The following is a 26,198-nucleotide window of genomic DNA, read 5'->3' as shown; positions in this document are numbered from 1 at the left end:
GTTGGTTTAATTTAGAGATAAGTAAGGCATTACCTCTCGTCCATAAAGCGTATACAGTTGCGCCCAGCCAATTTTGCGCGATAGAGGGCGGCGTCGGCTTGGCGAACTAACTCTAAAGGGTCTTGCTGGTTAGAGGGGGATAAATAGGCGACACCAACGCTAACAGTTACAATTCCAAGGTCGGTTTTCGCATGTGGAATAGCAATTGATTGGATCAGTTGATGAATATGCTGCGCTGCGTCGAACAAAGTTTGTTTGTCTATATTGGGCAACAGAATAACAAACTCCTCACCGCCGTAGCGAGCCACGAGTTCGTCGGCTCTTCGGCCCGACTGGGATAAAGTACTGGCCAGTTTTTTAAGGCAATCATCTCCCGCGAGGTGGCCATAGTGATCGTTAAATTGTTTGAAGTGATCAATATCTAACATGATGTGAGCCAGTAATGAATGGCTATGTAGTCCTCGATTTCATTCTGTCTGTAACATCAAATCAAACTGGCGACGATTGCCGATATTGGTTAAGCCGTCGGTATTACTGAGTATTTCGAGTTGTCTATTTGCGGCTGCTAATTCACTGGTGCGCGCTGTGATCATCGATTCAAGCTCAGAGTTACGCTTTTCTAAGCGCGTTATGGGGTAAATCTCCCCTTTGTGGGCTAAGCCGTAGGGGATAGATATGCCGCTATGGGCAATCATCCAGCAGTTATTTTCTAGATGGAATATCAACACGAGTCTCGCTGTTTCGTGTGAGAGTATTGGCTTTGGGATAGGTAAATGAATATGGAAAAAGGCCGTCACAACAACAATTTGTTCGGTAAGATCTTGTAAAGAAAGGTCTAGCATTTCGATATTTATACGATCTGGTACTTGTGCAAAATCTTGCCGAGTTATCCGTATCCATTCTTCCCTGTCGGTAACAAGTACGTCACTACTGCCCGCGTAACCGCTAAAATTGTGACTAAAGCGACACGTCAACCTATCATCACGGGATGAATACATTTCAATATATTCATCAAATAATGTACGGATCAGTTGCTGTCGGTCGGGCCGCATAGGCTAGCTCCATTGTGGAACATAAAACCACTTATCTGCTATTCACATAGGAATAGTATCAGCGATAAAATCGAGTGGTTGCCTGATTGTAATCAATGTTATGACTTATATATTTAAAATACTGCAGATAGTAGATAAGTCATTATCTGCAGTATTGTTAGTGCAACTTGCTAATGTCCAACCCTATCGATCACTTGAATAAGCTCCATGCGGATGTTATCTGGAGTTTGGCTATGCCAGAACCCTGATAAATAAGCGCCCAGAGGCAGAATAAATAGCGTGATTAGCACCAATGCGAGTAATCCTTTGTGGCCTAGTCTGTGACCCGATTTAAGCCCAAATCCGAGTGCAGCTGATTTTGGACAAGCCGCGACGCAGCGCATGCAGGCTTGGCACTCGTCAGTTCGTACTGTAGTTTTGGTATGTACTATGATGTTTGCTGGGCAAGCTCGAGTGCACTTGTCACATTTCATTCCTTTCGTTTCGATAAGGCAGTGCTGGGTATCTCGGCGGATTTTTAATGGGCTGGCAAAACTTAATATCCCCAGCATGGCACCATAGGGACATAAGTAACGGCAGAATCCCTGACGGCGCCATGCCGCTAACGCGAGGATCAGCGAAAATACTAATAATGCAATGAGGCTCGGTGTCAGGAAAAACAGTGCCATTTTTAAATCGGCAATCTTATGGTAATTACCGTCGAGGTAATTAGGGATTGACTGCGCGGGCATACCAATCACTATGTAGCATAGTGCTAATAGCAATAGATACTTAAGCATTCGTAGTGGCCAGTCTAACCAAGCCGGTGGTGTTAACTCAGCTTTGATAAAACGTTTTCTAAAGGCATATAGATATTCCCCAGCTAAACCCAAGGGGCAAGCCCAGCCGCAAAATGCTCGCTTGCAAAGTAGCCCAGTGATTAATACCGCCGCCAGCATTACCGCCGCCGCGGGATGTGTTTGATCCCATAAATTGAGGCTGATAATCGCTTTAAGCTCAATCCCGCCCGCTATTGGTAAAAAAGCATCAACCACGTCGGGGCGCATGAGCCAAGGAGTTATCCCTTGCTTAAGTAGCACGGTATTGATGGTGTATTGTACGGCAACCAGTAACAGCGATAGTGCCAACACATGCTGAGTCCCTTCACGCAGGGTATTGATTTTAATCTCCCCCTTGAACTCGTCGGGTGCAAATCTATGGACGAGTAATGCCAATGGCAGCGCAATAATAAGTCCTAGTGCTAACGGCCAATATAGGCTGATGGCAACCGCGCCGATACTCAGTAATAAAGTCACAACAGCGCCCCATTTTTTGCCGCTCCAATAACTAAGGGAGGCGAGATACATGAGTGCTAACATTAACGTTAGTGATTCGATAAAAGTCATAGTGGTTAGTACAGCAATGATCAACAAGTGCTAAGTCTGAGTGATTAAATGAGGATAAGTTTTTGAGTGCTAAGTGAAATTGTGTAGCAGATCTAATATTTTTATTAGCAATCAACTAAAGCGCGTTATAGCTCACAAAGCTAAGGATTCTGGGCTTGCACAAAAGAAATTTAGATTGCAGGGAAGATAAATATTATAGGTGAATAAAGCCCTAACAATCAGTATGGTTAGGGCCGACATGAGTTGGGCGTTTTTATCAACTCTTTGATTTTTCAAGAGACTCGATAAATTTATTGGATTCATCAATCGATGTGTTCATTTCTTTAATTAGCACTGAAATGTCGGTTTGTAGGCTGGCAAATTCACCTTTAATTGCGCCAATCGCTTGGGCGTTCAAGTTATGCTTGAGGTACAGCATGTTATCTTTCAAGGCTGTGAGTATTGGTGGCATTTTTGATTCAGCACGGCGCATCGTTTTAATCAATTGTTGATAAGAACGACGGGTTTCTTTCAGTTTGGTTTCGCTGTCTCGGCGTAAATTAGCTTTACTGATTTCGCTAATTTCAGTTTGCCATTCTTCAAATAAGGCATCGGCTACGCCTTCGACTTTATTGATACGATTACTGACGTTATCGGCGGCACTTTGGGCTGACTCATACTCATCTTTAGCCTTGTTATAGGCTTTCTCTAGATTGCCACCATCGTGATTGAGTAAGGCTTGCATCTCTTTGAGGGCATCACTAAATTCTTCTTGGGCTTCCTCTTGGGACTCTTTGGCTGCTTTAACTCTGTCGACCATAATATCGCGTTTATGGTAACCGACTTTTTCCATCGCGCCGTAGTAGGCACTTTGGCAGCCACTGAGCAAGAGGCTAGCGGCAATTAGGCTTGATATGAGCAGTTTTTTCATTTTGGGTTCCATTGCTGAGTAACATCGCCTTAATCGGCCTGAAATCGTGCAGCATCAATAATGCTCCACAAATGAAAAATAGCCCCGATAACAGCAGGTACAATCAACCACCAGAGGGCATAGCCGACAACCGTGATAACAAAAAACAGCAGCGCAGCCAGAATTCTACCTTGCAGCAGTTGGCCTAACCCAGGGAAAAATATGCTCGCAATTGCCGAAATAACGTTACCTGCAGATCCTTGTTGAGACATCAATTCACTCCTTAGACTTGTAAATTAAGTGTTTATTGTACGAAGATAACGAGTCTATACCCACAGAAGCAAGAGAAACCCGTGACTAAAAAGATAGAACTGGCTCAAATTCGCGTCCTATTCCTCGGGATCTGGCACTTTCTGCTGCATTTAAGACAGCGTCTGGTGGAAGACCAAATCAATATCCGTGCGGGGCATTTAGCCTATGTCACTCTGTTGTCGCTGGTGCCTCTGGTGGCGGTGACTATGTCGATGCTGTCAGCTTTTCCGGTATTTAAGGGCATTCGAGGGCAGATTGAAGGTTTTGTTTATCAGAACTTTTTACCCGCGGCTGGCGATACTGTACAAACGTATATTAATGAATTTGTGGGAAATGCCTCTAAAGGCACCGCCGTTGGGATCGCCGCGTTAGTTGTGGTCGCTATTATGCTGATTTCTGCCATTGATAAAGCACTCAATAATATTTGGCGTACTAAAGAAAAGCGCTCTATCGTAGTGGCTTTTTCTATGTATTGGATGGTGCTTACCCTCGGCCCTGTACTCGTAGGTGCCAGTTTAGTTGCCACTTCTTATGTGGTGTCGTTGAAGGTGTTTAATGGTCAGTTGTCGGGCGTTATGCCGTTGTTTATTGAACACTTACCTATGTTATTTTCGGTGGCAGCATTTTTACTATTGTACATAGTGGTGCCCAATAAAAAGGTGAAGTTTTTACACGCGTTATTAGGCGCGATTGTCGCCGCACTGTTGTTCGAGCTGGGTAAAAAAGCCTTTGCCTTGTATGTGACCCAATTTCCGAGTTATGAGGCTATTTATGGCGCTTTGGCGGTGATCCCCATTATCTTCGTCTGGGTGTATTTATCGTGGATGATAGTGTTACTTGGCGCTGAAATCACCGCTACGATGCCAGAGTATTTAGATTATGAATCGAGCTTTGATGATGAAACCGATCTTGATGGCCAGCCGTTAGCTAATTCAGGCTCAGTTGAGCCGTCGGCAATATTAACCCCAGCAGAGATGACGGCCATAAACGCAGTTGTGCAGTCAGATCAAAATGACGCGGCTAAATAATGAGAGTGTGGCGATAATATTAGATGATGGAATCAGTGCTTCAATCCTGCCCGCCTTTTATCCGCCGAGATTGGATTAGTGTTGGTAATGGCCAGCAATTACATCTGGCGCAATACGGTAATCCGCAGGGGATCCCCTTATTGTATTTACACGGTGGGCCGGGAGCGGGTTGTGATATTAGTGAGTTAGCCTTATTTAATGCTGAGCAATATTGGATTTTACTGTTAGATCAGCGCGGTGCAGGGCGGTCTTTACCTTTAGGCGATTTAACTCATAACCATTTAAATGGTTTGATCTGCGATATTGAAGCTATTCGTTTGAGTTTAGGTATTGAACGCTGGTGCCTAGTCGGTGGCTCTTTTGGTGCAACATTAGGCTTAATTTACAGCGGATTATTTCCTGAACGGGTGATAGCGCAAGTATTGTGGGCATTATTTATTCCCTCTAAAGCGGGCATCGATTGGCTTTATGGTTATGACGGTGCGGCTAAATTACAACCTGCGGCTTATGGTCTTTTTAGTGGCAATCCATCGACGATTACATCCTTGGCTGAACTGCTGGAGGATTATCAGCAGGGATTGTCATCGGTAGATACGGTGCCGCGACATTATTATGCTCGACGCTGGATCCAGTGGGAATTAAAGCTTGCTGGCGCTAGATTAGTATTACCAAGGCTGTTACCCGAAGCCGTATTGGCATTAGCCGATATTGAACTGCACTTTGCTAGGCATAATTACTTCAATGCTATGAGTGTATTACAGCGCGTGATGCCAAGGGTAACGGCGCGTAGTGTGTTATTGCAAGGCATGCAGGATGCAATTTGCCCAGCGGCGCTCTTACAGCATTTTTTGGCTGAACAAGAGCATGCTATAACGCTTATTACTGTTAACGATGGCGCACATATGCTCAATAGTGATAGTTTATTTTTGGCGGTTACAGCACAGATTCACGCCATGTGGATGTGGATACATCAAAGGGAAATAGCATGAAAATATTACTCATCAGTGCGGGTTTATTCGGGTTAACTGCCTGTGCAACTACGGCGCCATCTCAACCTGTTTCTATTAGTCAGTCATCCGCTCAGGAGGTCGTGAGTGCGCCTATAGCGCCTAAAGTGGTCGAACTAGGTGGCATGACTAATGAAGCCGCAGCAACGCATCTGTATCAAGCCCTGCTTAATGCAAATTATCTGGCCACCTTAGTTGCGCCAACGAAAGTGGCAGTACAGTTTGGCAATAATCAGTTTTTGCTTGAACCGAGTATTAATTCAATGGGCATTGACCGCATCTTAATGAATCGTTTTTATGCCGTACATCCACAATTGCAAGCCAGCCCAGAATTACTGGCGATGATTGGCACCTTAAACCAAAAGTTAAACTTTGCGAAGTTTGTCTTATTAGATCAAGGTGCTGTGATTCAAGTACAAGGTGTTGTGACCTTTGCCGAACGAGTTGAAATAGAAGAGTTACGCCGCTTTATGTTGTGGACTAATAACGGATTGGCCCAAGTTGCACAGTCATTACCTGAGGGTGTCGATCAACTTATTCGTCCTATTCCACTGATACCGCAAATGGTTCCCGTTAAGCCTTAATTTAGATCTAAACACGAAAAGGAAAAGTTGTGATTGCCTTAATTCAAAGAGTAAGTGGTGCCAGCGTAGTTGTCGATCGTCAAACCATAGGTGCAATCGACAAAGGATTGTTGGTTCTCTTAGGTGTTGAGCGGGAAGATACTCGAGAGAAAATGGAGAAGCTTGCCACTAAGGTAATGAGTTACCGTGTTTTTTCCGATGACAATGGCAAGATGAATCTTAACTTAGAACAAGTTGCTGGCTCCTTGCTGGTGGTATCGCAATTTACTTTAGCCGCCGATACTGACCGTGGTCTGAGGCCGAGTTTTTCGGGTGCAGGTACGCCCGAACAAGCATTAGTCTTGTATGAAGAGTTTGTAGCCTTTTGCCGTGCTAAGGGCGTCAATACACAAACTGGGCAATTTGGTGCCGATATGCAAGTGTCATTAGTCAATGATGGTCCAGTGACGTTTAATCTGCAGGTGTAGCCTTTAGTACAGGGTTTTATATTGGTAGTTAACTATCGAACCTCTTCAATATTGCAGTGCTCAAAGGCGGTAGCAAACTAATGGAACGAGATAAATTGCTTACTCACACAATCACGCAACTACTTAATCAATTAGGTCAAACATGGCATAGCACCATTCCCGCGAGCGCCTTTATGCAGATAACTCCGCTCAGTTATTGTGAGGGTGAGTTTCAAGCTACTGCGCCAATTGAGCCCAATATTAATCTGCACCAAACTATGTTTGCCGGCAGTATTTATACTTTGATGACCTTAACCGGTTGGGGCGCCGTATGGCTAAACCAGCGACTAGCCGGCGTTACGGGCGATATTGTGCTCGCGGATGCCCATATTCGCTATCTTGCTCCAGTGACGTGTAACCCTGTAGCCAAAGTGCAGTGGCCAGAAGTAGATCTGTGTCCATTAGAAAGGGGGCGCAGAATTAAGCTAAAGCTCGAAGTGCTGTTATATTGCGGTAATGGTTTGTGTGCGGTTTTTGAGGGCTTGTATGTGAGTGCGCCTAAAGTAGCCTTAGCTGTAAGCACTATAAAAGTAATTTAATACCTTTCTAAAAAATCGAAGTGAATCTCAAATTTTATCCACTTTATTTCTTTTTTATGGGCGAATACACTAGCGTTATAGAGTTGAGATATTCCATCTGGCTCTGAGTCATTTACCTATTTTCGGAGCAGATTATGTCTAAAGTCTTAATTTTAAAATCAAGCATTCTTGGCGGTTATTCTCAATCTGCCGTGTTAATTGACCACTTAGCTAGCCACTGGGAAAGCCAAGGCGCGGTTATCACTGTACGTGATTTAGGCGGCAAAGACGTACTGCCTATGGTAGACGGTGAAATTGCTTCTGGTTTACGTGGTGGTGCAGAACTATCAGATCGTCAGCAAGAAATGCTCGCAGTATCAGATGCCTTAGTTGCTGAATTACAAGCGAACGACACTATCGTTATCGCAGCGCCAATGTATAACTTTACGATTCCGACTCAGCTTAAAAACTGGATTGATTTTATTGCCCGTGCTGGTGTGACTTTCACATACACTGAAACGGGTCCAAAAGGATTGGTAGAAGGCAAACGCGCTGTGTTAGTGACTACTCGTGGCGGCGCTCACAAAGATGGTCCTACTGACCATGTGGTGCCTTACCTGAAAACGGTTTTAGCCTTTATTGGTATCACTAATGTTGAAGTGGTTTATGCAGAAGCACTAAACATGGGCCCAGAAGTACACGACAAAGGCATGAGCGAAGCCAAGCACAGCATCGATTTGCTGCAAGCTTAATGGTGTAGCCGATTTAGCAGAATAAAAAATGCCAGCCTTAAATAGGCTGGCATTTTTTTATGTTGATTTTAGGGCTTCTTAGCATGCTGTAAACTCAATCTTTGAGTGAACAGTCATCCATCAGACATTAAAACCCAATATGTCAAATGACAGGCTGGCATTTTGGGGCTATGTGCTGAATATTAGATTTTGTAGGCCGCCGCTTTAGTTTGGTAAGCCGTGGCGATTTGGCTCAGTGTGAGCGTCCCTTGGGATAGCTCTTGCACTTTAGCGGCTAATTGGTTAATTGCTGCAGCATTATCAATAATGTCCTCCCCTATATGCACTAACACTTTACTTTGGGATTGAGTGGTGTGGGCTACGCTCTCACTCGACACTGCAACATGGGTGATTTGTTCCGATCTTTGTGCAAGACCACTCGCAATTTCACTGGTGTGCTTTAAGTTTTCAATGGTGCTTTGCTTACTTAAATCCATTGATTCAACCGTTTTAATCATGCTGGTATTAAGGTGAGCTAACACTGTGGCAATATCATCAGTTGAGCGGCCAGTGCGTTGCGCTAAGGCTCTCACTTCATCAGCGACTACAGCAAAACCACGGCCGCTTTCTCCCGCTCTAGCGGCTTCAATAGCGGCATTTAGTGCGAGTAGGTTGGTTTGTTCAGATATGCTGCGGATAGCCTCTAATAATTTAGTAATCGCACTGACATCAGTGGTTAACTCTGTTAAAAACTCAGTCACCTCTGTGGTATTTTTCTCTAGCTTTTTCATATCGGCCATAATGTTAAGCGCACTTTTTCTATCTTCATCGCTCGAGTTAGCCGCTTGGCGTGCGCTTTGTGCTGAGTCGTTACTATCAACTGCGGCTTGGCTTATCTGCTGGATCACATTTTGTGCTGTATCGGCAATCTGTTGCGCCTGCTGGTTTTGGGTGTGTACGGCATGTTGGGTTTCATCACTAAGCTGCTTTAAGTTAGTAGTAGTTTTTGCCATATCGACGGCAATATCACGATAATCAGAGAACACCTGCGTCAGCTCTTCGAGCATAGTATTAAAGGCTATTTCAGCTTGCGTTTTTGCGGGTACTAATCGGATAGAAATATCTTTAAACTCTGAAATTTTCTGAATTGCATCAGCAATACGCTGATTCGCAGAGGATTCTACGCGCATCATCGAGGCAAGTAGGATTAGAATACCGGCTTCAGCAATAGCAAACAGAGCATGTACAAAGGTAATATCCCAAGAACACTGACCCGCAAAAAGCATAATAGCGACGTGATTTATTTCAATACTTTGCATTTGGATGTAGGTAAATAACACATGGTGTACAGCCACAGTGAGTAGTGCGGCAACGATCGGTTCCCAGCGTTGATAAATCAAAAATACGGCCATCGTAGCGAAGATATGGAAGTGCATTTCAAGCATACCCATTTGGGTCTGAATGAGTAGGGCTGACACTGTCATCATGATCACTGCTGCCACAATGGCAAACATTGGCGTATTTTTGAGTAGGCTGTAACTAATTTGAGTGATAAGCAAAACAGCGATGGCAGCCAGAATGGCAAAACTCATCATCTGAGCGCCAAAAAAACCACTCACAAACAGTATGGGGGCCTGCGCGAGGAGTATGCGATATAGGGTTTGATCGTTTTTAGCCGTTGTTGGTGTGTCGGGTATCTGATTCATGTTCGTTTGCCTAATTTGAAGACATCATAGTATTGAGATCGATGAGCAACTTTTCGGTAATAAGCTGCTGTTGAGTATAGGTTTGTTTTAGCTGTCCCGTAGGGGAAATTAAATAAAGATTGCCAGTATGTAGATTGATATCACTGCTTGCTGTCGATTTCTCTGCCAGTTTCCATTGCAGTTTTTCTAGTTGTTCTGGCGTTAATTCAGCACTAAAAAACTGTGCCGACTGGCTATCTATCATCTGTTGTCTAATCTCTTGTGTGTCATTTTGTGGGTCGATAGTGACAAACAAAAATTGAATATTTTGCTTTTCTGTTTCGGTCAGTTGTTCCATTAGCAGCTTCACCTGATGGGTCCGAATAGGACAAATCTGTGAGCAACTTAAAAAGCCAAGAAACAGATAACTAGGCCCTTTTTTCCAATCGCTAAATTGGTGCTGTGTGCCATTAACATCCTGCCAAGTAAAATCAATTGCAGTATTTTGGTGAGTTTGGATACCGTAACTGCCAGAGATGATTTGATTGAGGTAAGTCACCGCCGGAAGGAGTAGTAAAACTAAGATTACGATGAGTGTAGTGCTAACGAATACGCTAGGTTTTTTCATATACGTTTTATTTAATACTCTGAAATTGAATAATTGTGTCGACGAGCAATTCCATTGCATTAGATATTAATTATATTTAATTAACCAGTAGTGCTTTGCTTACAAAGTAAAGATACGTTTGAAGTTTTGAACTGGATCACTTAACGCGGATGGAGACAGTGTTAACGGAGCTTTCAGGCGGCTGACTCGGTTGTTTGTTATGAGCCGCCTTCAGGTATTGAATATCATCAAATATCGTTTTTAGTTTTTCCAGCGTTTAAAAATCAGCGAAGTATTAATGCCGCCAAAGGCGAAGTTATTGCTCATGACATAATCAGTATCAATGAGGCGAGGTTCGTGGCGGATATAGTCCAAATCGGCACATTGTGGGTCGATACTCTCAAGGTTGAGTGTTGGTGCAAACCAGCCCGCATTCATCATTTCGATACTCACCCAAGCTTCTAGTGCGCCACATGCACCTAAGGTGTGGCCTGTGTAGCTTTTAAGGGATGATATCGGTACATCAGCGCCAAATACGGCATGGGTTGCATGACTTTCAGCAATGTCACCACGCTCGGTTGCCGTGCCGTGGGCGTTAACATAGCCTATGGCTCTGGGCTCAATTTGTGCATCTTTGAGTGCTAATCTAATGGCAATTTCCATCGTTTGTGCATTGGGCTGGGTGACGTGTTGACCGTCGGAATTGGTGCCAAAACCCACTAGTTCGGCGTAAATTTTTGCACCACGGGCCTTGGCGTGTTCGAGTTCTTCGAGCACCAGTGTACAAGCGCCTTCGCCAATGACTAGGCCATCACGCGCGACATCAAAGGGGCGCGGTGTAAATTCGGGCGTCGAGTTTTGAGTGCTGGTGGCAAACAGGGTATCGAACACGACGGCTTCGGTGGGGCAGAGTTCTTCGCCGCCGCCGGCCAACATTAAAGTTTGCTGACCAAACTTAATGGCCTCATAGGCATAACCTATGCCTTGACTGCCCGAGGTACACGCGCTGCTGGTGGTGTGAATTCGGCCTTTTAAACCGAAAAAAACCCCCACGTTTACCGCAGTGGTATGTGCCATCATGCGAATATAGCTGGTGGCAGAAATACCTGACATATCACCAGTTTTTAGCATATCGCCAAAGGCACTGATAGGATCGGTACTGCCAGTTGATGAACCATAGGCAATACCCATTTCACCCGATGACACGATAGGATCATCCAGCAATCCTGCATCGATTAATGCCAGCTCACTGGCGCGGGTTGCCATGATTGCAACCCTGCCCATAGAGCGAATTTTCTTGCGCGAATAATGGTTGGGTAATTCAAAGTCAGTAATTGGCGCAGCTAAGCGAGTGTTGAGACCGTCGAATCTATCCCAGTCACTCATAGTGGCGACGCAGTTTTTTTGCGCCTTAAGGCTCGCTGCAATGGTCGGCCAATCATGGCCTAGGGCAGAAATGCCGCCAATGCCCGTGATAACCACTCGCCGCCCAAAACGGGTTTGATTTGTCGCCTCGCTCATTTAGATCATGCCTCCATTAACCGATATGACTTGGCGAGTGATATAGGCGGCATCGTCCGACATTAAAAATGCGGCTAACGCAGCGATTTCATTGGGTTTACCCATGCGGCGCATCGGCACTAATTGCTCAACCATGTCTTTAGGGATATCGGCCACCATGTCGGTTTCTATCAAACCGGGGGCGATACAGTTTACGGTGATTTTGCGTTTTGCCAGTTCTAATGACAGTGCCTTAGTTGCACCGATAATCCCTGCCTTTGAGGCACTGTAATTCACTTGCCCCCGATTACCCGCGATCCCAGAAACTGAGGCTAAGGTAATAATACGCCCGCCTTTTCGGCCTTGTACCATTGGCATTACGCAGGGATGGATCACATTATAAAAGCCATCTAAGTTTGTGTGGATCACGCTGTCCCACTCGTTTTCTGTCATGGCGGGAAAGGCGGTATCGCGATTGATGCCTGCATTAAGGATCACGCCGTAATAGGCACCATTGGCCTCAATATCGGCTTCGATGGCGGTTTTGGCGGTTGCGCGTTCGGCAACATCAAATTTGAGCAGGTTCACATTCACCCCAAGCGCGCGAACTTCAACGGCAGTTGCATCGGCAGCCGTTTGGTTGCTGTGGTAATGCAGGGCGATATCAAAGCCTGCTGCGGCAAGTTTTAGGGCAATGGCTTTACCTATGCCGCGGCTTGAACCTGTGACTAATACTCTGTTATTCATCTGTTTTCTCTACCTCATTTTATCTGTATGAGTTGGCATGAGGTTTCATTAATGGAAATATGTTGGGCTAAAAAATCTGTATTTAAATGCGCTTTATGCAAAAACTTTTATCTTTCGGCGGATTCGCTTTTGTCGTTATCTGCTGAGTATCGCTACCCAAGACTGTTGTTGCCAACATCTTGAGTTCCTTCAAGGTACGCTTGCGTATCTTGGGGTTGAAACACATTCACATTCGCTGTGGCCACTAAGGTTTTATTTTGTTCGCTTCCGGCTTCGGGTAACAGATAAATCTGACAATCGAATACCGCTAATCCCGAATCCTCTTGATAGAGGCGCTTTACGTGGGTGCGATAGGTGCGCCCGAGTTCATATCGCTTGGCGTGTAGCGCTAATTTGCGCGAGCCCAAAAGAAAACCCACGCGGATTTTATCATTACGTAACTTGGCCTCTACTCCGGCCAGTGCGGCAATACTTTGTGCCATATATTCGATACCCACATAGTTGGGTACCGCGTGGTGATTAGCATCAAAATAAGGACTTTGCGGCGTGATAGTGACTTCAGTAACTAAGGCCTCATGCTGATAGCTGATGATTTTATCAATCAATACCATAGGCGCTCGATGTGGGATGAAGTCAGTCACTTTTTGCTCGGCGAAGGGTAAATTGATGTTAAGAAATGACACCATTTTAGACTTCCTTACGGCAAAAAATTAGGCTGGCATTGCTGCCGCCAAAGGCAAAAGAATTACTCATCACATAATTAAGTGTGCCTTTGGCGGCGACTTGATGGCGTTCGACCAAGGAAATCGGTGGATTTTGCGGATCAGCTTGCCCATCCCAGCAATGGGGCGGCATCGCTTGGCGGTGATTATGGGCAGAAAGCAATAAATAGCAGAAGGCCGCTTCAATCGCACCGGCAGCGCCCAAGGTATGTCCGACCAAAGGTTTAGTTGAACTACAAGGCGGGGTGCTGGTGCCAAATATTTCAACAATAGCGCGGCTTTCCATCGCATCATTTTTAGGGGTCGCCGTGCCGTGTAAGTTAATGTAGCTAATTTCTTGCGCGGTAATATTCGCATCCTGTAAGGCTGCTTGCATGGCCGCGATTGCGCCAGTGCCTTCGGGGTGCGGCGCTGAAATATGGTACGCATCACTCGACTCGCCAATCCCTGCCAGCATGACATCAGATTCACCCAATGTTAGGGTAAATAACGCTGCGCCTTCACCGATATTGATACCATCACGATTGATACTAAAAGGATTGCAGTGACCTTTCGATACTGATTCTAAAGCATTAAAGCCATTAACGGTCAGTTGGCATAGGCTGTCGATACCGCCGACAATCACCATGTCGCAGAGATTAGCACTGAGCAAGCGTTTAGCGCTGGCAAAGACTTTTGCGCTGGAAGAGCAGGCGGTTGAAATTGTGTAGCAAGGGCCATCGAGCTGAAAGTATTGGCGTAAAAAATCGCTGGTGCTACCGAGCTCTTGTTGAAAATAGTGATAGTCAGATGGAAAGTGGCCGTGTTGATTGCGATACGCAAGGGCGGCTTCACCTTTGGAGATCCCTGAGGTGCTTGTGCCTAAGACCACACCGATGCGAGTAGTGCCAAAATCTTGTTTTGCCTGCTCAACGGTGGCGGCAATTTGCAACGCGGCGCAAAGCAGTAATTGATTATTACGACAATCAAATTGGGCAAATTGGTGTGGAACAGCAGGTAGCTCGACAGCCACGGGTGCGACCAGTGTTGGTTGTCCAAATAGCAGTGCATCACTGATCTGCATGGCGCTAGTATCGCCTGCGACTAAGCGATCTAAAACCTGCTGTGGATCTTGCCCTAGCGGGGTACACAATCCAATCTGTGTAATGGCGACTCTGTTCATCATTGCGTATCGTTTTTCTGCTATGGCACAGTCAAGTGCGGGTGTTAAAAGGTTAAATAGGTTCGATGTCTAACGCAAACTTAGCCAGTGGCATCGTTAAATGGATGCGGGCTTGCCATAGCGTATCACCGACCTGTTGTTGATAACGGATTTGCACCACATTGGTTTGCAGGGCACTTTTACTGTTCAAGCCATCTTGGCTATAGATCTGGCGACAGAGATTGGTATTCACTTGGGTATCGACAAGCGTATCACCGACCGTATCGCCGATCGCATCGCAAAGGCCAGCCATTAAATGGCCACCTTCCAAATGGGCACGAACGCTCTGCTCAGGCCAATAAATAAGTTGCATCATCGCCATTAAATACTCGGCTTTAAAACTATCACCCAGCAGTACGTTTTGCTCACTGCTGAGTGTATTGCCATCATAAACTAAGGTAAACAAAGCCTGTCCAAGTGGCGCTAAGCCCACGAGGGTCATGCGCTCGCCCTCTAATTCTACCTGAGTCAGCAACTCGTGGGACTTATCAGCCACTTTAATATTGACTTTTTGACTGAAGGATTGGGGTAAAAGTGCGGCAGCTTGGCTATACGATGGTTGGTTCGCGATGACGGTATTTGTTGTGATGTTACTTAATGGTTTAGCCAAGGGTTTATCCCTTGTATGGCTAAGCTCATTGGGCAGCGGGGCTAAACAGTAATGCACATTTTCAGTAAGAGCGACGCAGGTCTGTCGCTGTAAAAGTTGAGTACAGCCCATAAGCCCAATGCTGGTTAGCAATAGGATATACAGCGATACTCTTTGAACATTAAGGTTCAGTCGCATGGCGTTACCCCTCTTCGAGCTCTGGGATAGGCGTATTATTTTTACACAGTTCCACGACCATATTCAGGCGTCTCTCTGAGTCTTTGACAAAGGGATTATTCGTATCCCAAGCGTAGCCCGCTAGAATCGAGCTGATCATTTGTTTGATTCTATGGTTTGGATTTTCATAGAAAATCACTTCCTGAAAACGGCCATCATACCAAGCTTGCACATAAGTACGGAAGGTATTCACGCCCTGCATTAAAGGGGCTGAGTAATCGGCTTGCCAGTCAACCGTTTCACCATTGAGCTGTTTTGTCAGGCATTTTGCCGCCATCGATGCTGACTGCATGGCGATAGTCACCCCAGAGGAAAACACTGGGTCGAGAAACTCGCCCGCATTGCCGAGCAGGGCAAACTTATCGGTAGCAAGGCGCGACACATTAGCAGAATACCCTTTTAAAGTGGCGCATTCTTGCACCACTTTAGCATTGGCGAGCAACACTTTTAATGTGGGTTCTTCACTGATCATCTGTAGCAATTGTTGCTCAAGTGTACCCTCAAGATGCGCAAGTAATTCGGGTCTAGCAACCACGCCAAGTGAGCAGCGGCCATGGCTAAAGGGAATCAGCCAATACCAAATGTCTTTATGCTCTGGGTGGACACTGATCAAAATTTTATTACGATCAAAACTAGGATCGCTGATGTTATCTTCCACATGGGTGAAGATGGCGCTGCGTGAGGGTAAGCAGGAAGGGCTTTCTAAATCGAGCAAGCGCGGCAATACGCGACCAAAACCACTGGCATCAAGCACAAATTTGGCATCGATTTGATACAGTTCGCCTGTCTCATTACGTACCGTTAAGCGTGGGTTCTCGGTTAAATCGATCGCCTCGACCGTTTCGCCGTAGCGGATTTCGACACCTTGGCTTTGGGCGGTATCGGCTAACAGTTTATCAAAACTAGCACGCTGTACTTGGAATGTGGTGCCTGGCCCTGGGGTAAATTTATCGGTAAAGTCGAAGGTGGTATAAGTGCCATTGCGCCGAAATGCAGCGCCATTTTTATGCTGGAATCCCGCCGCATTAAGCGCCTCTAACATGCCAGCTTCTTCAATAAACTGCATGCAACAGGGCAGTAAACTTTCGCCGATAGAGAAACGCGGAAAATATTGCTTCTCGATGACCAGTACACGTTTGCCCTGCTGATGCAGTAAACTGGCCGCGATAGCGCCTGAAGGCCCTGCGCCGATAATGGCCACATCAACCGTAATTGAATTTGGCATAGTCGATAAAACGTGTGTAGATGTGGACATATAAAGTACGTTCCTTGTCGATATCAGGATTTTTGAGTCGTCAAAATCAGTGGCGAAAGTAAGAAGGTAAAACCGATACCCAGCGACAGCGTTAAGCCAAAATAATGAATTGCTTGTGTCTGGCTAAAAGCGAGTAAGCCAAAGGCCAGCAAGGTCGAGCAGGCCGACATAAATACTGCCATCATCACCGCGTTACCATGGCTTTTGGCCGAGGCAAAAAACAGGCTGTAGTCTACCCCAATTCCAAAAACTAAAATGAGTGCCAGTGCATGGAACAGACTCAGTGGCGAGCCGGTTAAGCCTAAGGTTGCTAGCGTCAGCAGAGCGGCAAGGGCCGGAACAGCGACTACGACAGTCGCTTTTTTAAAACCGAAATTCAGGCTAAACAGTAATAGTGCTATTACCAGTGCGAGGGCTAATAACTTTAGCGTTAATAGTCGGTAGTGGCCCATAACCGCAGAAATATCGGCCACTTTATCGATAATCTGTACGTTTGTAGTTGAGGTAAAACGCGCCTTGAGGGCATCGATATTGCTGATGCCGCCAAGTAAGACAATGGCACCATAGTTATTTGCCATACCAGAGTCACTTGTCGCGCTATCGCCATTTGGAATGCTGGCCTCATGTGGCGCGAGCCACAATGGCGCGAGTTGCTTGCCTGCCTCTAACTTAAAGAATCCAGCAGGCGTGATGTACTGGTTTTTCGCGGCTAAATAGGCGGCTTGTAGCGTTGGTTTTAGACTTTCATCTAGCCCTAGGCTTGCTAGCACAGTGTCTAATTGAGTTTGATAAAGCTGAGCTTGCAATTGGTAATCAATATCTTGTTTTTGATGGCTGGGCAGATACCGACTCAGGCTGACATAGTTGCCTAACTCTTGCTTAGCAATAGCGTCATCAAGCATGGGTGATACTCGCTCAAGCTGTTGTAGCAGTGCTTCTTCGCTCGGTGCGCGCACCAATAAAAATTGATTGTCAGTACCGCCACTGAGTAACGTTCGCAGCTGGTTTTCAGGCTCTGTCACGTTCGTAGGGCTTTGCTGTAAATGGCGAATATCGTCATCGACGTTAAGTTGAGTTAACCCTGCCACGCAGCAAACTAATATGGCTAAAACAAAACAACCTACGCCTAAAGGCGTGGTCAATCTTTTAGATAACGCAGTGAGACTAGCAAGATACTTCCCCGCGATAGCTAACGGGCGGGAGCCTGTAGGCAAGCGACTCCCCGCTAATAGCGGATAGGCGAAAATTAAAGTTAAGTAGGCGCCAAGTAAACCCGCAGCGCAGAAGGTCGCAACTTGCTGCATACCGGGAAACGGCGCTAAACCTATGCCGACGTAAGCCAAAGCACTGGTGACAAAGGCGAGTGTCACCGTCGGAAAAATGTACGCCACGGTAGCTTGTGCGCTACGCTCGGTATCGCTTAAGCGTTCGCAGTAAAAATGAAAACTGTAATCGATGGCGATGCCAATCAAACTAGTGCCAAACACTAAGGTAAGTAAATGCAGTTCGCCAAAAACGCTTAAGGTAAAAGTCACCGCCAATAATAGCCCGCTGGAAATAGTGACGATTGCTAATAACAGTGGCATCACAGAGCGAAACGCCAACCAGACCAAGGCTATCACCCCAAGTAAGGATACAAGACCAAGAATCGATATTTCACTCTTAGCGGTTTGCGTTGCCGCAAGAGCGTGAAACAGGGCACCGGCTTTTAGCATTGTGACATCGGGATAGCGTTGTTTTACTGAGTCTAAGGCTTGATTTAATTGCGTTATCTGCGCTAATTGTGCATTGGGATTAAAGGCGCTTTCTCGCCCCTTTGCTATAACAACCGCAGCAACCTTATCGCCTTGGTTAGCCAGCAGTATCCCTTGACTGGCTCTGACTGTTGAACTCGGTGCGAGGGCGAGTAAGTTGGCGGGGAATAACAATAGTGGATCTTGGGCAAGCAAGTTGCTATTGGCATAACCAAAGGCGTTGTAAAGCTGCGCAGTAGCCGCCTCAATCAGACTGCCCATATTTTGCGTTGTTAACGCTTTCGCTTGCGGCGCTGTCAGTAATTTAAATCTGTAGGGGAAATAATATTGTCCTAGCGCTTCACCGAGCTGCATATCGGCGCTGCGGATATCGGTTAGCGCGCCGTTATTATCAGCTCCAAGGCTGTCAGCTGCTAGTTGTTGCATCATTAGCTTCGCGGCGGCTATGGCTGTGGTTTCGTCTTTGGTAATGAGCGCAATATAGACTTGATCGGCGAGCGTGGCCTCAACTTGGTTAAGGGCGCGTTCAGTAAGTTTGTCCTGCTGTAAATGTGGCAACATCGCCAGAATATCGCTTTGTATACGTGCGCCATTTTGCCAAAGTTGTAGTGACCATAAACTGGCCGACAACATTAACAGCAGCCAAATAGCCAGACGCCATTTAGGGGAAGATTGCATTAGCGCTTGATTCGCGCGCGTAGCGAAATTAGAGGCCATGGCTAAGGTTTACTGGTATCGAAAGCCAACGAATACTGCGCCAATTCAGCCTCACTGAGTGTGCCTTGAGTGAGCTCACTAAAGTCGATACGGGTGATATCCTGCACGCTCACACTGGGCACAGCGCTTAACAACACTAAAGATTGCAACACATCGCTACCCTCTAACACCATATTGGCGACGGCTTTTTTCATTAAGGGATCTTTGGGGGTTAAGCCTAATTGCCATTGGCCATTTGTGCTTAACCTCTCTGGGCTTAAGCTTGCTGTATTTAACCTTTCAGTGCCTAAAAAGTGCAGCTCGAAGTTTTCGCTTAAACCAGAAATATCACCGCCGAGCATAGCGCGCACTAGGCTGGGTAATAAATCGCCCATCGCGGCAGCGCTCGGCGAAGTATCGGCCTTGCTGATTTGTACTCGACCTTGGCTGTCACGCTGAATAAGTTGTTTATCTTTTAAAATCAGTAGCGACTCAAAAGGCGTTATCTGTTGCCAAATAAGCCCTTGGGTTTGATCAAAGATAAACTGCCCTTGGCTGATTAACGGCTTTTTAAGCACCTTTAACTGCCGAGATTGCACAAAATGACCTCGCACTGTTTCGCCCAAGTTGAGCTTTTTACTCAGGGCGATAAGTTGGGTTTTATCTGCGTTTTGGCTGAAAAGCGCTTGATAATTACTGGCAGAAGCCACGGTTATCGACGTATCGGCTTTGACCTGTGCTGATAGCAAAACGCTAGTTAAACACAGGATAAAACCAAGCTTGATAAGTGTTAGCGTGGCGTTCATTAGTCTTCAACCTTCGCGAGCAGAGTGGCTATTTTGTCACGGAACACATCAGGGGTAACAAAGCACAATTCTTGGGTAGCCATATCGACCGCCGCTTGGATCGTATAACCCTTAGTAATGCGCGCCCCTGTTTCAATATCGCGAATTTGATAATTGATTTTTAAGCGGTTTTCCCACTCGACTAACTCGGCGTGTACGGTGACTTTTTGCTCGAAGGTGCTGGCTTTGACGTATTTAATCTGCAAATCAATAATCGGCCACGCATAGTTAGATGCTTGCATTTGGCGGTAGTTGTAGCCCAACTCATCGAGCAGTTTGCAGCGAGCAATTTCAAAATAGCGCAGATAATTGCCATGCCAAGTGATCCCCATGGAATCCACATCGTGGAAGGGGATTTGTATTTCTATGTCGACACTGAGTAGTGATTTCATCGGCATACTTCCCATTCTCCCGCTTGGATTTTAGCTATGGTTTGGCGTAGCACGGCTTCGAGCGGCCTATCTTCAATTAAGGTCTCAAAATCCTCGCGCACTTGGACGATGGTTTTCGCCAGTGATGGCGTGAGTGAAGCTTCATCTAACTCATTTTGCGCGATACGCAGGCCAATGCCTTGAGTCATGGCGAGCAAAGCAGCAGCGGCGACTTGCTCAGTTAATTGCAATACGCGCATACAGTCGCGGGCGGCGATAGTGCCCATACTCACCTTGTCTTGGTTGTGGCATTCGGTTGAGCGTGAGAACACGCTAGCGGGCATAGTGTGTTTTAGCGCTTCTGCTGTCCACGCCGATACGCCAATTTGCACGGCTTTAAAACCATGATTAATCGCGCTGCGTGGGCCGGTTGAACCAGATAAATTAGCGGGTAGACCGTTGTTAAACTTAGGATCCATCACCAATGCCACTTGGCGATCGATAAGATCGGCCAAGTTGGCCACCGTATTTTTCAGTGAGTCCATCGCAAAGGCGATATGGCCACCGTAAAAATGACCGCCGTGGAGAATATGCTCACCTTCGCCGTCAACAATCGGGTTGTCGTTGGCGCTGTTGACTTCGGTTTCAATAAATTGGCGCATAAACGGTAGAGCATCCTGCAGCACGCCGATAATATGCGGCGCGCAGCGAATCGAATACCTATCTTGTAGTCTGTCAGAATTACGCGGATGTTGGTGGTGATTCAAATCTTCCCGTATCCAAGTGGCGATTTGGTTTTGCCCCGGATGCGGTTTAGCGGCAAATAAGATTTCATCAAAATGGTTCGAGTTGCCTTTTAACGTTAACGAAGCCATTGCGGTAATGCGGCTCGCTAAACGGGCCAGATATTGGGCGCGATCAAAGGCTAAGCAGGCCAATGCCGTCATCACCGCAGTGCCGTTCATCAAGGCTAAACCTTCTTTGGGTCGCAGTACGTGCGGGGTAATATTGAGTTTGGCATACACATCTTGAGTCGCTTGGCGCTGACCTTGATACATCACCTCACGCTCACCGACTAACACGGCGGCCAGATACGACAACGGCGTTAAATCACCGCTGGCACCAACGGAGCCTTCCTCTGGGATCACTGGTACAATATTAAGATTGAGCAAGGTTTCGATACGCTTTAATAGCTCATAGGTGACGCCCGATTTACCAATGGCTAAGGAGTTTAAGCGGCACGCCATTACGGCGCGAGCCTGCATTATGCTTAAGGTTTCACCTAATCCGCAGCCATGGAAACGGGTTAAATGTAACGGTAATTCGTGGACTAAATCTAAGCTCACATTGACAGTGCAAGAGTCGCCGTAGCCTGTAGTAACGCCATAAACCACACCTTCTTCGTGCAGCAGACTGTCGATAAAGCGCGCACCTTTTTGAATATACTCTTGATAATCCGCATCGTCACAGAGCTTGACTGGCGCGCCTTTGGCAACGGCAACCACTTGTTCTAAGGTGATAAATTGACGGCCAAATTCAACAGTCTGTAGGTCTGATTGACTCTTTGAGTCGGCTGTTTTGGTGTGACTCATGGATGCTGCGTCCTGTCGGTCTTGTGAGTTTGCGCTGATGCTTCTACTTGGATTGAATGATTGCTAGTGTGTTGCGGTTCGCTGTCTTTTCGCCAAAAATCGAAAAAATTAAACCATTGTAGCGGTTCGCGTCGGGCGAAATATTCTAAACGCTCGCTATAGCGATTAACGGCCTGCTGTAACCTGTCCATCCTGCCCGCTCTTGGGCCTTTGAGCGTCTGGGCGAAGTGTTCTAAATGTACCCGATAACGCCCTCGTTCCCGCAGACAAAACATCAAAAACACTGGGCAATCAAGTAAGCCAGCCAAAATAAATGGCCCCTGTGGAAATGCCGCATCTTGACCCATAAACGGTGCGTATATGATGCGATTTTGTGTGTTCGATGAGGTTCTGTCGCCCGCGATCACGACTAACTCGCCGTCTTCTACTTTTTGTTGCAATAACATAGATGTCGCGGGGTTAAGCTCGGTCACTTGGATAAGATTGAGCGTACTATCTGGATTTAACTGTTTGAGTACCTTATTAAAGTTTTCTGCATGGCTGGTTAATACCATCACATTCACTTTGACCTTGCGCTGGTGGATGGAGATCGCGCGGCAAAGCTCTAAATTACCCAGATGAGACACCAATAACACGGCGCCTTTACCACTTTCGAGCTGGTCGACCAGGAGTTGGCGGTCTGGGAAATCGACTTGATTTAATTGGATCCGATCGCACCAAGCATCAATTCTATCGAGCGCTGCATTCCCAAAGGCTAAAAAGTGATTCAAGCTATCGCGCCAATCTACGGGGTTATTAAGTTTTGGCTGCTGCGGCTCAAGTTGTTGTACACGACGGAGAAAGTTTAATGATGCTTCGCGGGTAACTTTTCCGGTGAGAAAGAAATAACAAATCACCGGATACATAATAGCGCGGCATAACCAATGGCCGCCAATTCGATAGCTTTGCACTAACAGTTTTATGCCCCAATAACTGCCGCGCTCTTTTAAATCAGACCAATGTGCCGAAGTCGCTTTTGTGTCTAATATTGCATTGGGAATGGGTGCAGCTTGTTGCAGTAGCTTGCGTTTTAGCAACCAAGGCAGGCGTTTTAACATGCCAAAAAACAGCTTAGTGTGCAGTTTTGTGATGCGGACATTATCGGCCACAGCTTTAAAATGGCTGACTCCGCCTGCGGGATAGATCACTTTAGTCGGTTGGAATAAAATCTCTACGCCTTGCCAATAAAGTTTTACGAGGATTTCGATATCAAAATCCATACGTTCCGTTAATGCGTGTTGGCGTAGTAAATGTTCAGTGGCGGCGAGCGGATAAATACGAAAGCCACACATAGAATCTTGAATATCAAAGCTTAAGGTTTCTATCCATACCCAAAAATGGGTGAGATAACGACCATAAAAGCGCGCCTTAGGCACAGAGTCATCGTATTTTGGCTTACCTGATATCAATGCACTGGGTTTGGCCTGCGCCTTTGCCATCATCGCCGGAATATCGCTTAAATCATGTTGGCCATCGGCATCGACTTGCAATACATGGCTAAAACCATCGCGGTAGGCACGGCGTAGACCTGTGATGACTGCTGCGCCCTTGCCACGATTGTAGGGATGTTGCAGCAATGTCACCCAAGCATATTGTTGGGCTAAGGCTTGTAGTAAATAGCGAGTTTCGTCATTGCTGCCATCATCAATCAAATAACAGGACAAATTAAACGGGGCAAGCTCTGCCAAGGTTTGAGCTATAGCGGCGTTGTGATTGTAATTTGGGATCACCAAGACAAGCTTGATTGGCGCTGGCACAGTTAGGTCTTTGTTGCTGGATGGCGTTAGCACTGGCTCGCCCCATTGCTTTTATTGATATGAGAGGGCTCGATGTTTAAAGGCTGGTTATCAAAGGCAATACGGCCTGAAGCGTAACGCTTATCGCCATCGCGGTAAGCGAAGGTGAGTTTACCTTTAGCGGCATTATTGTGAATACTTAAGGTGACTTCTTGGCCTGGCAGAATGAGTTGCTGAAATTTCAACACTTCGAGGTTCGCCACCGCCTCGGCATAACCAAAATACTCACAGCCTAAACGCACCGCCCAATCTAACTGAGTCACGCCCGGCAATACGGCTTGCTCGGGGAAATGACCATTAAAATACTCAAGGTCGGCCGCCACTAATAGACGTAATTCAATATTATCAATGCCGATATCGGAATGCAGGATTGGCGGTAAATTCGATTTAATCATGGTTAAATAACTCGACTAACTCGGTAGTGACACGCTTACCCTGAGTATTCAGCGGCAAAATATCGGGATAACGCCAGCGACGTGGCAGTGTGACTCGTTCAAATTGAGTCAGTAAATGTGCCTTTAGGGCATTGTTAATGCTGAGCTTGCCTTGTTCTTGTAGCACCTTACGTCCGAGTTCTGACAGTGTTATAACCGCGCCCAGTTGGGATTTAAACTGTGGCACTATCACCAGTGCGGTTTGCTCAACATAGGCATGGCTGCACATAAGCGTTTCCATTTGCGCCAGCGACAGGCGTTTTTCTTCAATCTTAACAATGCGATCGAGTCGGCCTTTGAGTCTAAACTGACCATTTTCAGTTGGTTCGATTTTATCTTCGCAGCGTAGCCATTCATCATCCGCCAAATAGGGTGATTTAAGCAGTAAGGCTCCATCGGTAAGATCTTGATCTATCAATATTCTGTCAAACACTTGCCAAGGCTCATCTGCCTCATGCTGGCGTCGATAGGCGATGCCGCCAGTTTCTGTGCTGCCAAAAATTTCAATCGGCAGATGACCATAGCATTGGTTAATGCCTGTTGCTGCGGTAAAGCTTAATGGGCCGCCTGAGCTAAACACTAAGCTGGGTGAGTGCAGTTGTTTTTCGTGCTCTAAGGCTTTGGGTAGGCGTGATAGTTGGGCAGGACTACTGATCAAACACAGATTTGGCAGTAAAGCAGTGTAATAACTTAGGGTTTCTGGGTATTCAATCTGCTCGCTTAAAAATGGCCGACTGGCGGCTAATGGCCATAAAATTTTGAATAACAGACCATAAATATGTTGATGTGAAACCGTTGAAATTACGCTGCAATGGGGTAAATGCTCGGCAAAGGTATGTTCGAGCGCTGACACTTCAATATCTAATTGTGTCAGTGTTTTACGAATCGCCTTAGCTTCGCCGCTACTACCTGAAGTAAAAAGTACTAATTCGCCAATAGTTGCACTTGTAGGCCAAGGTTTATTGGGCAGGCTCAGCTCTTTTTTCAACAAAATAAAAGCGTGACTTTCGCACAAGGGCTTGTCAGACAATATGCCATCAAACTCGTGCGTTAACTCGCTAAGAGTGCCCGTTTGGGTATTGGATGGCAGGATGATTTCTTTGCCGGCTAACAGCGCCGCACACAACCCCACGGCAAACAGATCACTGGCATCATTGGCGAGTAGCCATTTTTTCTCGGGCGCTGCGAGCAGCTGCTCGTAAAAATACGCCACCTGATTAGTAAATAATGCACCAGTGACGAGGTCGTGGTGATTAAAGCTTATTAATTGCTGGGCAAAAGGCCCTTGGGTTAACCAGTTTTTGAGTAGCTGTGTCATGTTTTCTTCAACCAAAAGCTGCGATATAACCATTCCCCACCGAGGAGCAGTCCCATGAGTACGTATGCAATCAAACCGTTATACAAGGTCCAGGTTGCTAAGCGAGTAAAGCCAGCGGTATACGCCGCCATCGTGCCATTTAACACAAATAAGCCACACCAAAGCAGGGTGACTTTTTTAAGGTAAGGTATAGCCTCATCCGGTAAATCGGGCTCTTTTAAACGTGCTAAGCGCTCTATCATGCAAGGACCCTTGTGCAGCGAGTAACTGAACAGTGCCAACATAGTAAGATTGATAACCACAGGGTAATACAAAAGCCAGTCGCTGCGTTTTGCTAGATAACTGCCTGCAGTGAGCGCTATCCCCACCAGTAGTGGTAACACTAATGTCTTAACCTTTTGCTTTTGTATGATTAAGCGCACTGTCAGTAATAAACACAGCACTAAGGCTATGGTGCCAGCAGGTAAATAATTTAGCCCAAAATATACGGCAAGCGGATAGGCCAGTAAGGTTAGGGCAGTTAAGACCTGTAGCAAGGCGCGCATTAATCTTTTACTAAACCTTCGATGGCATTAACAACATCGTTGATGGTGCGCACTGATTTAAAGTCATCAGGTTTAATTTTTTTCCCTGTCAGTTGCTGTAATTTAATCACCAGATCGACGGCATCGATACTGTCCAGATCGAGTTCTTCATACAGGTTGGCTTCTGGCGTTATTGCACCAGCATCAATTTCGAATTCGTCCACTAGAATAGTGGTTAGCATAGCGAGGATTTGTTGACGATTTTGCATATTCC

The 26,198-nt window shown here is 46.2% G+C and carries 26 protein-coding genes and 1 pseudogene; 6 read left to right on the top strand and 21 right to left on the bottom strand.

What is annotated here, in order from left to right; genetic code table 11:
- Positions 1-29 precede the first annotated feature (29 nt).
- The 4 genes and pseudogenes from BW947_RS19030 to BW947_RS04680 all read right to left on the bottom strand — a co-directional run bounded on the left by BW947_RS19030 (position 30) and on the right by BW947_RS04680 (position 3,598).
- Positions 30-1,052 (bottom strand): annotated as a pseudogene (locus tag BW947_RS19030) (diguanylate cyclase domain-containing protein).
- A 170-nt stretch (positions 1,053-1,222) separates the two neighbouring features.
- Entirely contained in the window at positions 1,223-2,437 is a 1,215-nt protein-coding gene (locus tag BW947_RS04690) for a 4Fe-4S binding protein (RefSeq protein WP_076497168.1), read from the bottom strand.
- Between the two features lie 256 nt (positions 2,438-2,693).
- Positions 2,694-3,347: a DUF2959 domain-containing protein gene (locus BW947_RS04685; protein ID WP_076497167.1), complete on the bottom strand. Its 654-nt coding sequence runs from the start codon at positions 3,345-3,347 to the stop codon at positions 2,694-2,696.
- A 29-nt stretch (positions 3,348-3,376) separates the two neighbouring features.
- Positions 3,377-3,598, bottom strand: coding sequence for a hypothetical protein (locus tag BW947_RS04680; RefSeq protein WP_076497166.1), 222 nt, complete (start codon positions 3,596-3,598; stop codon positions 3,377-3,379).
- Positions 3,599-3,679: 81 nt separating this feature from the next.
- Here BW947_RS04680 and BW947_RS04675 point away from each other — a divergent pair, with 81 nt between their 5' ends.
- The 6 genes from BW947_RS04675 to azoR all read left to right on the top strand — a co-directional run bounded on the left by BW947_RS04675 (position 3,680) and on the right by azoR (position 8,033).
- On the top strand, positions 3,680-4,666 hold the full coding sequence (locus tag BW947_RS04675; RefSeq protein WP_076497165.1) for a virulence factor BrkB family protein: 987 nt from the start codon (positions 3,680-3,682) through the stop codon (positions 4,664-4,666).
- Positions 4,667-4,689: 23 nt separating this feature from the next.
- Positions 4,690-5,655: an alpha/beta fold hydrolase gene (locus BW947_RS04670; RefSeq protein WP_208606964.1), complete on the top strand. Its 966-nt coding sequence runs from the start codon at positions 4,690-4,692 to the stop codon at positions 5,653-5,655.
- Entirely contained in the window at positions 5,652-6,257 is a 606-nt protein-coding gene (locus BW947_RS04665; protein WP_076497164.1) for a hypothetical protein, read from the top strand. The genes BW947_RS04670 and BW947_RS04665 overlap by 4 nt, the downstream gene beginning before the upstream one ends.
- A gap of 29 nt (positions 6,258-6,286) precedes the next feature.
- Positions 6,287-6,724: a D-aminoacyl-tRNA deacylase gene (gene dtd, locus BW947_RS04660; protein ID WP_076497163.1), complete on the top strand. Its 438-nt coding sequence runs from the start codon at positions 6,287-6,289 to the stop codon at positions 6,722-6,724.
- A gap of 80 nt (positions 6,725-6,804) precedes the next feature.
- Complete coding sequence (locus tag BW947_RS04655) at positions 6,805-7,302, top strand: thioesterase domain-containing protein (RefSeq protein WP_076497162.1); 498 nt, start codon at positions 6,805-6,807, stop codon at positions 7,300-7,302.
- Positions 7,303-7,436: 134 nt separating this feature from the next.
- Complete coding sequence (azoR, locus tag BW947_RS04650; protein WP_076497161.1) at positions 7,437-8,033, top strand: FMN-dependent NADH-azoreductase; 597 nt, start codon at positions 7,437-7,439, stop codon at positions 8,031-8,033.
- A gap of 182 nt (positions 8,034-8,215) precedes the next feature.
- On the opposite strand, the gene BW947_RS04645 is transcribed toward azoR, so the two are convergent.
- From BW947_RS04645 to BW947_RS04565, 17 genes are all read right to left on the bottom strand, one after another.
- Positions 8,216-9,718 carry a methyl-accepting chemotaxis protein gene (locus BW947_RS04645; RefSeq protein WP_244153227.1) on the bottom strand — a complete coding sequence of 501 codons (1,503 nt, stop codon included), beginning with the start codon at positions 9,716-9,718 and terminating at the stop codon, positions 8,216-8,218.
- A gap of 10 nt (positions 9,719-9,728) precedes the next feature.
- Entirely contained in the window at positions 9,729-10,325 is a 597-nt protein-coding gene (locus tag BW947_RS04640; protein ID WP_076497160.1) for an SCO family protein, read from the bottom strand.
- Positions 10,326-10,565: 240 nt separating this feature from the next.
- Positions 10,566-11,825, bottom strand: a complete 1,260-nt coding sequence (locus BW947_RS04635; protein WP_076497159.1) for a beta-ketoacyl-ACP synthase — start codon at positions 11,823-11,825, stop codon at positions 10,566-10,568.
- Positions 11,826-12,551, bottom strand: coding sequence for a 3-ketoacyl-ACP reductase FabG2 (locus tag BW947_RS04630; RefSeq protein WP_076497158.1), 726 nt, complete (start codon positions 12,549-12,551; stop codon positions 11,826-11,828).
- A gap of 152 nt (positions 12,552-12,703) precedes the next feature.
- Positions 12,704-13,237, bottom strand: coding sequence for a hotdog family protein (locus BW947_RS04625; RefSeq protein ID WP_076497157.1), 534 nt, complete (start codon positions 13,235-13,237; stop codon positions 12,704-12,706).
- Between the two features lies 1 nt (position 13,238).
- Positions 13,239-14,438: a beta-ketoacyl-[acyl-carrier-protein] synthase family protein gene (locus BW947_RS04620; RefSeq protein ID WP_076497156.1), complete on the bottom strand. Its 1,200-nt coding sequence runs from the start codon at positions 14,436-14,438 to the stop codon at positions 13,239-13,241.
- Between the two features lie 49 nt (positions 14,439-14,487).
- Positions 14,488-15,261 (bottom strand): DUF3261 domain-containing protein, encoded by a 774-nt coding sequence (locus tag BW947_RS04615; protein ID WP_076497155.1) that lies wholly within the window; start codon positions 15,259-15,261, stop codon positions 14,488-14,490.
- 4 nt (positions 15,262-15,265) lie between these two features.
- Positions 15,266-16,555 carry an NAD(P)/FAD-dependent oxidoreductase gene (locus tag BW947_RS04610; protein WP_076497154.1) on the bottom strand — a complete coding sequence of 430 codons (1,290 nt, stop codon included), beginning with the start codon at positions 16,553-16,555 and terminating at the stop codon, positions 15,266-15,268.
- A 23-nt stretch (positions 16,556-16,578) separates the two neighbouring features.
- Positions 16,579-19,026, bottom strand: a complete 2,448-nt coding sequence (locus tag BW947_RS04605; protein WP_076497153.1) for an MMPL family transporter — start codon at positions 19,024-19,026, stop codon at positions 16,579-16,581.
- 2 nt (positions 19,027-19,028) lie between these two features.
- Positions 19,029-19,811, bottom strand: coding sequence for an outer membrane lipoprotein carrier protein LolA (locus BW947_RS04600; protein ID WP_076497152.1), 783 nt, complete (start codon positions 19,809-19,811; stop codon positions 19,029-19,031).
- Entirely contained in the window at positions 19,811-20,242 is a 432-nt protein-coding gene (locus BW947_RS04595) for an acyl-CoA thioesterase (protein ID WP_076497151.1), read from the bottom strand. The genes BW947_RS04600 and BW947_RS04595 overlap by 1 nt, the downstream gene beginning before the upstream one ends.
- A complete protein-coding gene (locus BW947_RS04590; RefSeq protein ID WP_076497150.1) occupies positions 20,239-21,813 on the bottom strand; it encodes an HAL/PAL/TAL family ammonia-lyase in 1,575 nt (524 codons plus the stop codon). Before BW947_RS04590 ends, BW947_RS04595 begins: the two co-directional genes overlap by 4 nt.
- Positions 21,810-23,642 carry a glycosyltransferase family 2 protein gene (locus BW947_RS04585; protein ID WP_076497149.1) on the bottom strand — a complete coding sequence of 611 codons (1,833 nt, stop codon included), beginning with the start codon at positions 23,640-23,642 and terminating at the stop codon, positions 21,810-21,812. The genes BW947_RS04590 and BW947_RS04585 overlap by 4 nt, the downstream gene beginning before the upstream one ends.
- Positions 23,636-24,043, bottom strand: coding sequence for an ApeI family dehydratase (locus BW947_RS04580; protein ID WP_076497148.1), 408 nt, complete (start codon positions 24,041-24,043; stop codon positions 23,636-23,638). Before BW947_RS04580 ends, BW947_RS04585 begins: the two co-directional genes overlap by 7 nt.
- Positions 24,036-25,400, bottom strand: a complete 1,365-nt coding sequence (locus BW947_RS04575; RefSeq protein WP_076497147.1) for an AMP-binding protein — start codon at positions 25,398-25,400, stop codon at positions 24,036-24,038. Before BW947_RS04575 ends, BW947_RS04580 begins: the two co-directional genes overlap by 8 nt.
- Entirely contained in the window at positions 25,397-25,945 is a 549-nt protein-coding gene (locus BW947_RS04570) for a COG4648 family protein (protein WP_076497146.1), read from the bottom strand. Before BW947_RS04570 ends, BW947_RS04575 begins: the two co-directional genes overlap by 4 nt.
- Positions 25,945-26,193, bottom strand: a complete 249-nt coding sequence (locus BW947_RS04565; RefSeq protein WP_076497145.1) for an acyl carrier protein — start codon at positions 26,191-26,193, stop codon at positions 25,945-25,947. The genes BW947_RS04570 and BW947_RS04565 overlap by 1 nt, the downstream gene beginning before the upstream one ends.
- Between the last annotated feature and the right edge of the window lie 5 nt (positions 26,194-26,198).

The organism is Shewanella morhuae, from assembly GCF_900156405.1.
GTDB classification, from domain to species: domain Bacteria; phylum Pseudomonadota; class Gammaproteobacteria; order Enterobacterales; family Shewanellaceae; genus Shewanella; species Shewanella morhuae.
This window is presented reverse-complemented; position numbering and strand designations above follow the sequence as displayed.

What these genes read in the sequence shown, in the direction of transcription:
- BW947_RS04685 (WP_076497167.1), bottom strand. Translation starts at nt 3,347, where the DNA reads ATGAAAAAACTGCTCATATCAAGCCTAATTGCCGCTAGCCTCTTGCTC.
- BW947_RS04640 (WP_076497160.1), bottom strand. Translation starts at nt 10,325, where the DNA reads ATGAAAAAACCTAGCGTATTCGTTAGCACTACACTCATCGTAATCTTA.
- BW947_RS04620 (WP_076497156.1), bottom strand. Translation starts at nt 14,438, where the DNA reads ATGATGAACAGAGTCGCCATTACACAGATTGGATTGTGTACCCCGCTA.
- BW947_RS04645 (WP_244153227.1), bottom strand. Translation starts at nt 9,718, where the DNA reads ATGAATCAGATACCCGACACACCAACAACGGCTAAAAACGATCAAACC.
- BW947_RS04635 (WP_076497159.1), bottom strand. Translation starts at nt 11,825, where the DNA reads ATGAGCGAGGCGACAAATCAAACCCGTTTTGGGCGGCGAGTGGTTATC.
- BW947_RS04615 (WP_076497155.1), bottom strand. Translation starts at nt 15,261, where the DNA reads ATGCGACTGAACCTTAATGTTCAAAGAGTATCGCTGTATATCCTATTG.
- BW947_RS04605 (WP_076497153.1), bottom strand. Translation starts at nt 19,026, where the DNA reads ATGGCCTCTAATTTCGCTACGCGCGCGAATCAAGCGCTAATGCAATCT.
- BW947_RS04570 (WP_076497146.1), bottom strand. Translation starts at nt 25,945, where the DNA reads ATGCGCGCCTTGCTACAGGTCTTAACTGCCCTAACCTTACTGGCCTAT.
- BW947_RS04625 (WP_076497157.1), bottom strand. Translation starts at nt 13,237, where the DNA reads ATGGTGTCATTTCTTAACATCAATTTACCCTTCGCCGAGCAAAAAGTG.
- BW947_RS04630 (WP_076497158.1), bottom strand. Translation starts at nt 12,551, where the DNA reads ATGAATAACAGAGTATTAGTCACAGGTTCAAGCCGCGGCATAGGTAAA.
- BW947_RS04665 (WP_076497164.1), top strand. Translation starts at nt 5,652, where the DNA reads ATGAAAATATTACTCATCAGTGCGGGTTTATTCGGGTTAACTGCCTGT.
- BW947_RS04670 (WP_208606964.1), top strand. Translation starts at nt 4,690, where the DNA reads ATGATGGAATCAGTGCTTCAATCCTGCCCGCCTTTTATCCGCCGAGAT.
- BW947_RS04680 (WP_076497166.1), bottom strand. Translation starts at nt 3,598, where the DNA reads ATGTCTCAACAAGGATCTGCAGGTAACGTTATTTCGGCAATTGCGAGC.
- BW947_RS04610 (WP_076497154.1), bottom strand. Translation starts at nt 16,555, where the DNA reads ATGTCCACATCTACACACGTTTTATCGACTATGCCAAATTCAATTACG.
- BW947_RS04595 (WP_076497151.1), bottom strand. Translation starts at nt 20,242, where the DNA reads ATGAAATCACTACTCAGTGTCGACATAGAAATACAAATCCCCTTCCAC.
- BW947_RS04575 (WP_076497147.1), bottom strand. Translation starts at nt 25,400, where the DNA reads ATGACACAGCTACTCAAAAACTGGTTAACCCAAGGGCCTTTTGCCCAG.
- BW947_RS04580 (WP_076497148.1), bottom strand. Translation starts at nt 24,043, where the DNA reads ATGATTAAATCGAATTTACCGCCAATCCTGCATTCCGATATCGGCATT.
- azoR (WP_076497161.1), top strand. Translation starts at nt 7,437, where the DNA reads ATGTCTAAAGTCTTAATTTTAAAATCAAGCATTCTTGGCGGTTATTCT.
- BW947_RS04655 (WP_076497162.1), top strand. Translation starts at nt 6,805, where the DNA reads ATGGAACGAGATAAATTGCTTACTCACACAATCACGCAACTACTTAAT.
- BW947_RS04600 (WP_076497152.1), bottom strand. Translation starts at nt 19,811, where the DNA reads ATGAACGCCACGCTAACACTTATCAAGCTTGGTTTTATCCTGTGTTTA.
- BW947_RS04565 (WP_076497145.1), bottom strand. Translation starts at nt 26,193, where the DNA reads ATGCAAAATCGTCAACAAATCCTCGCTATGCTAACCACTATTCTAGTG.
- BW947_RS04690 (WP_076497168.1), bottom strand. Translation starts at nt 2,437, where the DNA reads ATGACTTTTATCGAATCACTAACGTTAATGTTAGCACTCATGTATCTC.
- BW947_RS04590 (WP_076497150.1), bottom strand. Translation starts at nt 21,813, where the DNA reads ATGAGTCACACCAAAACAGCCGACTCAAAGAGTCAATCAGACCTACAG.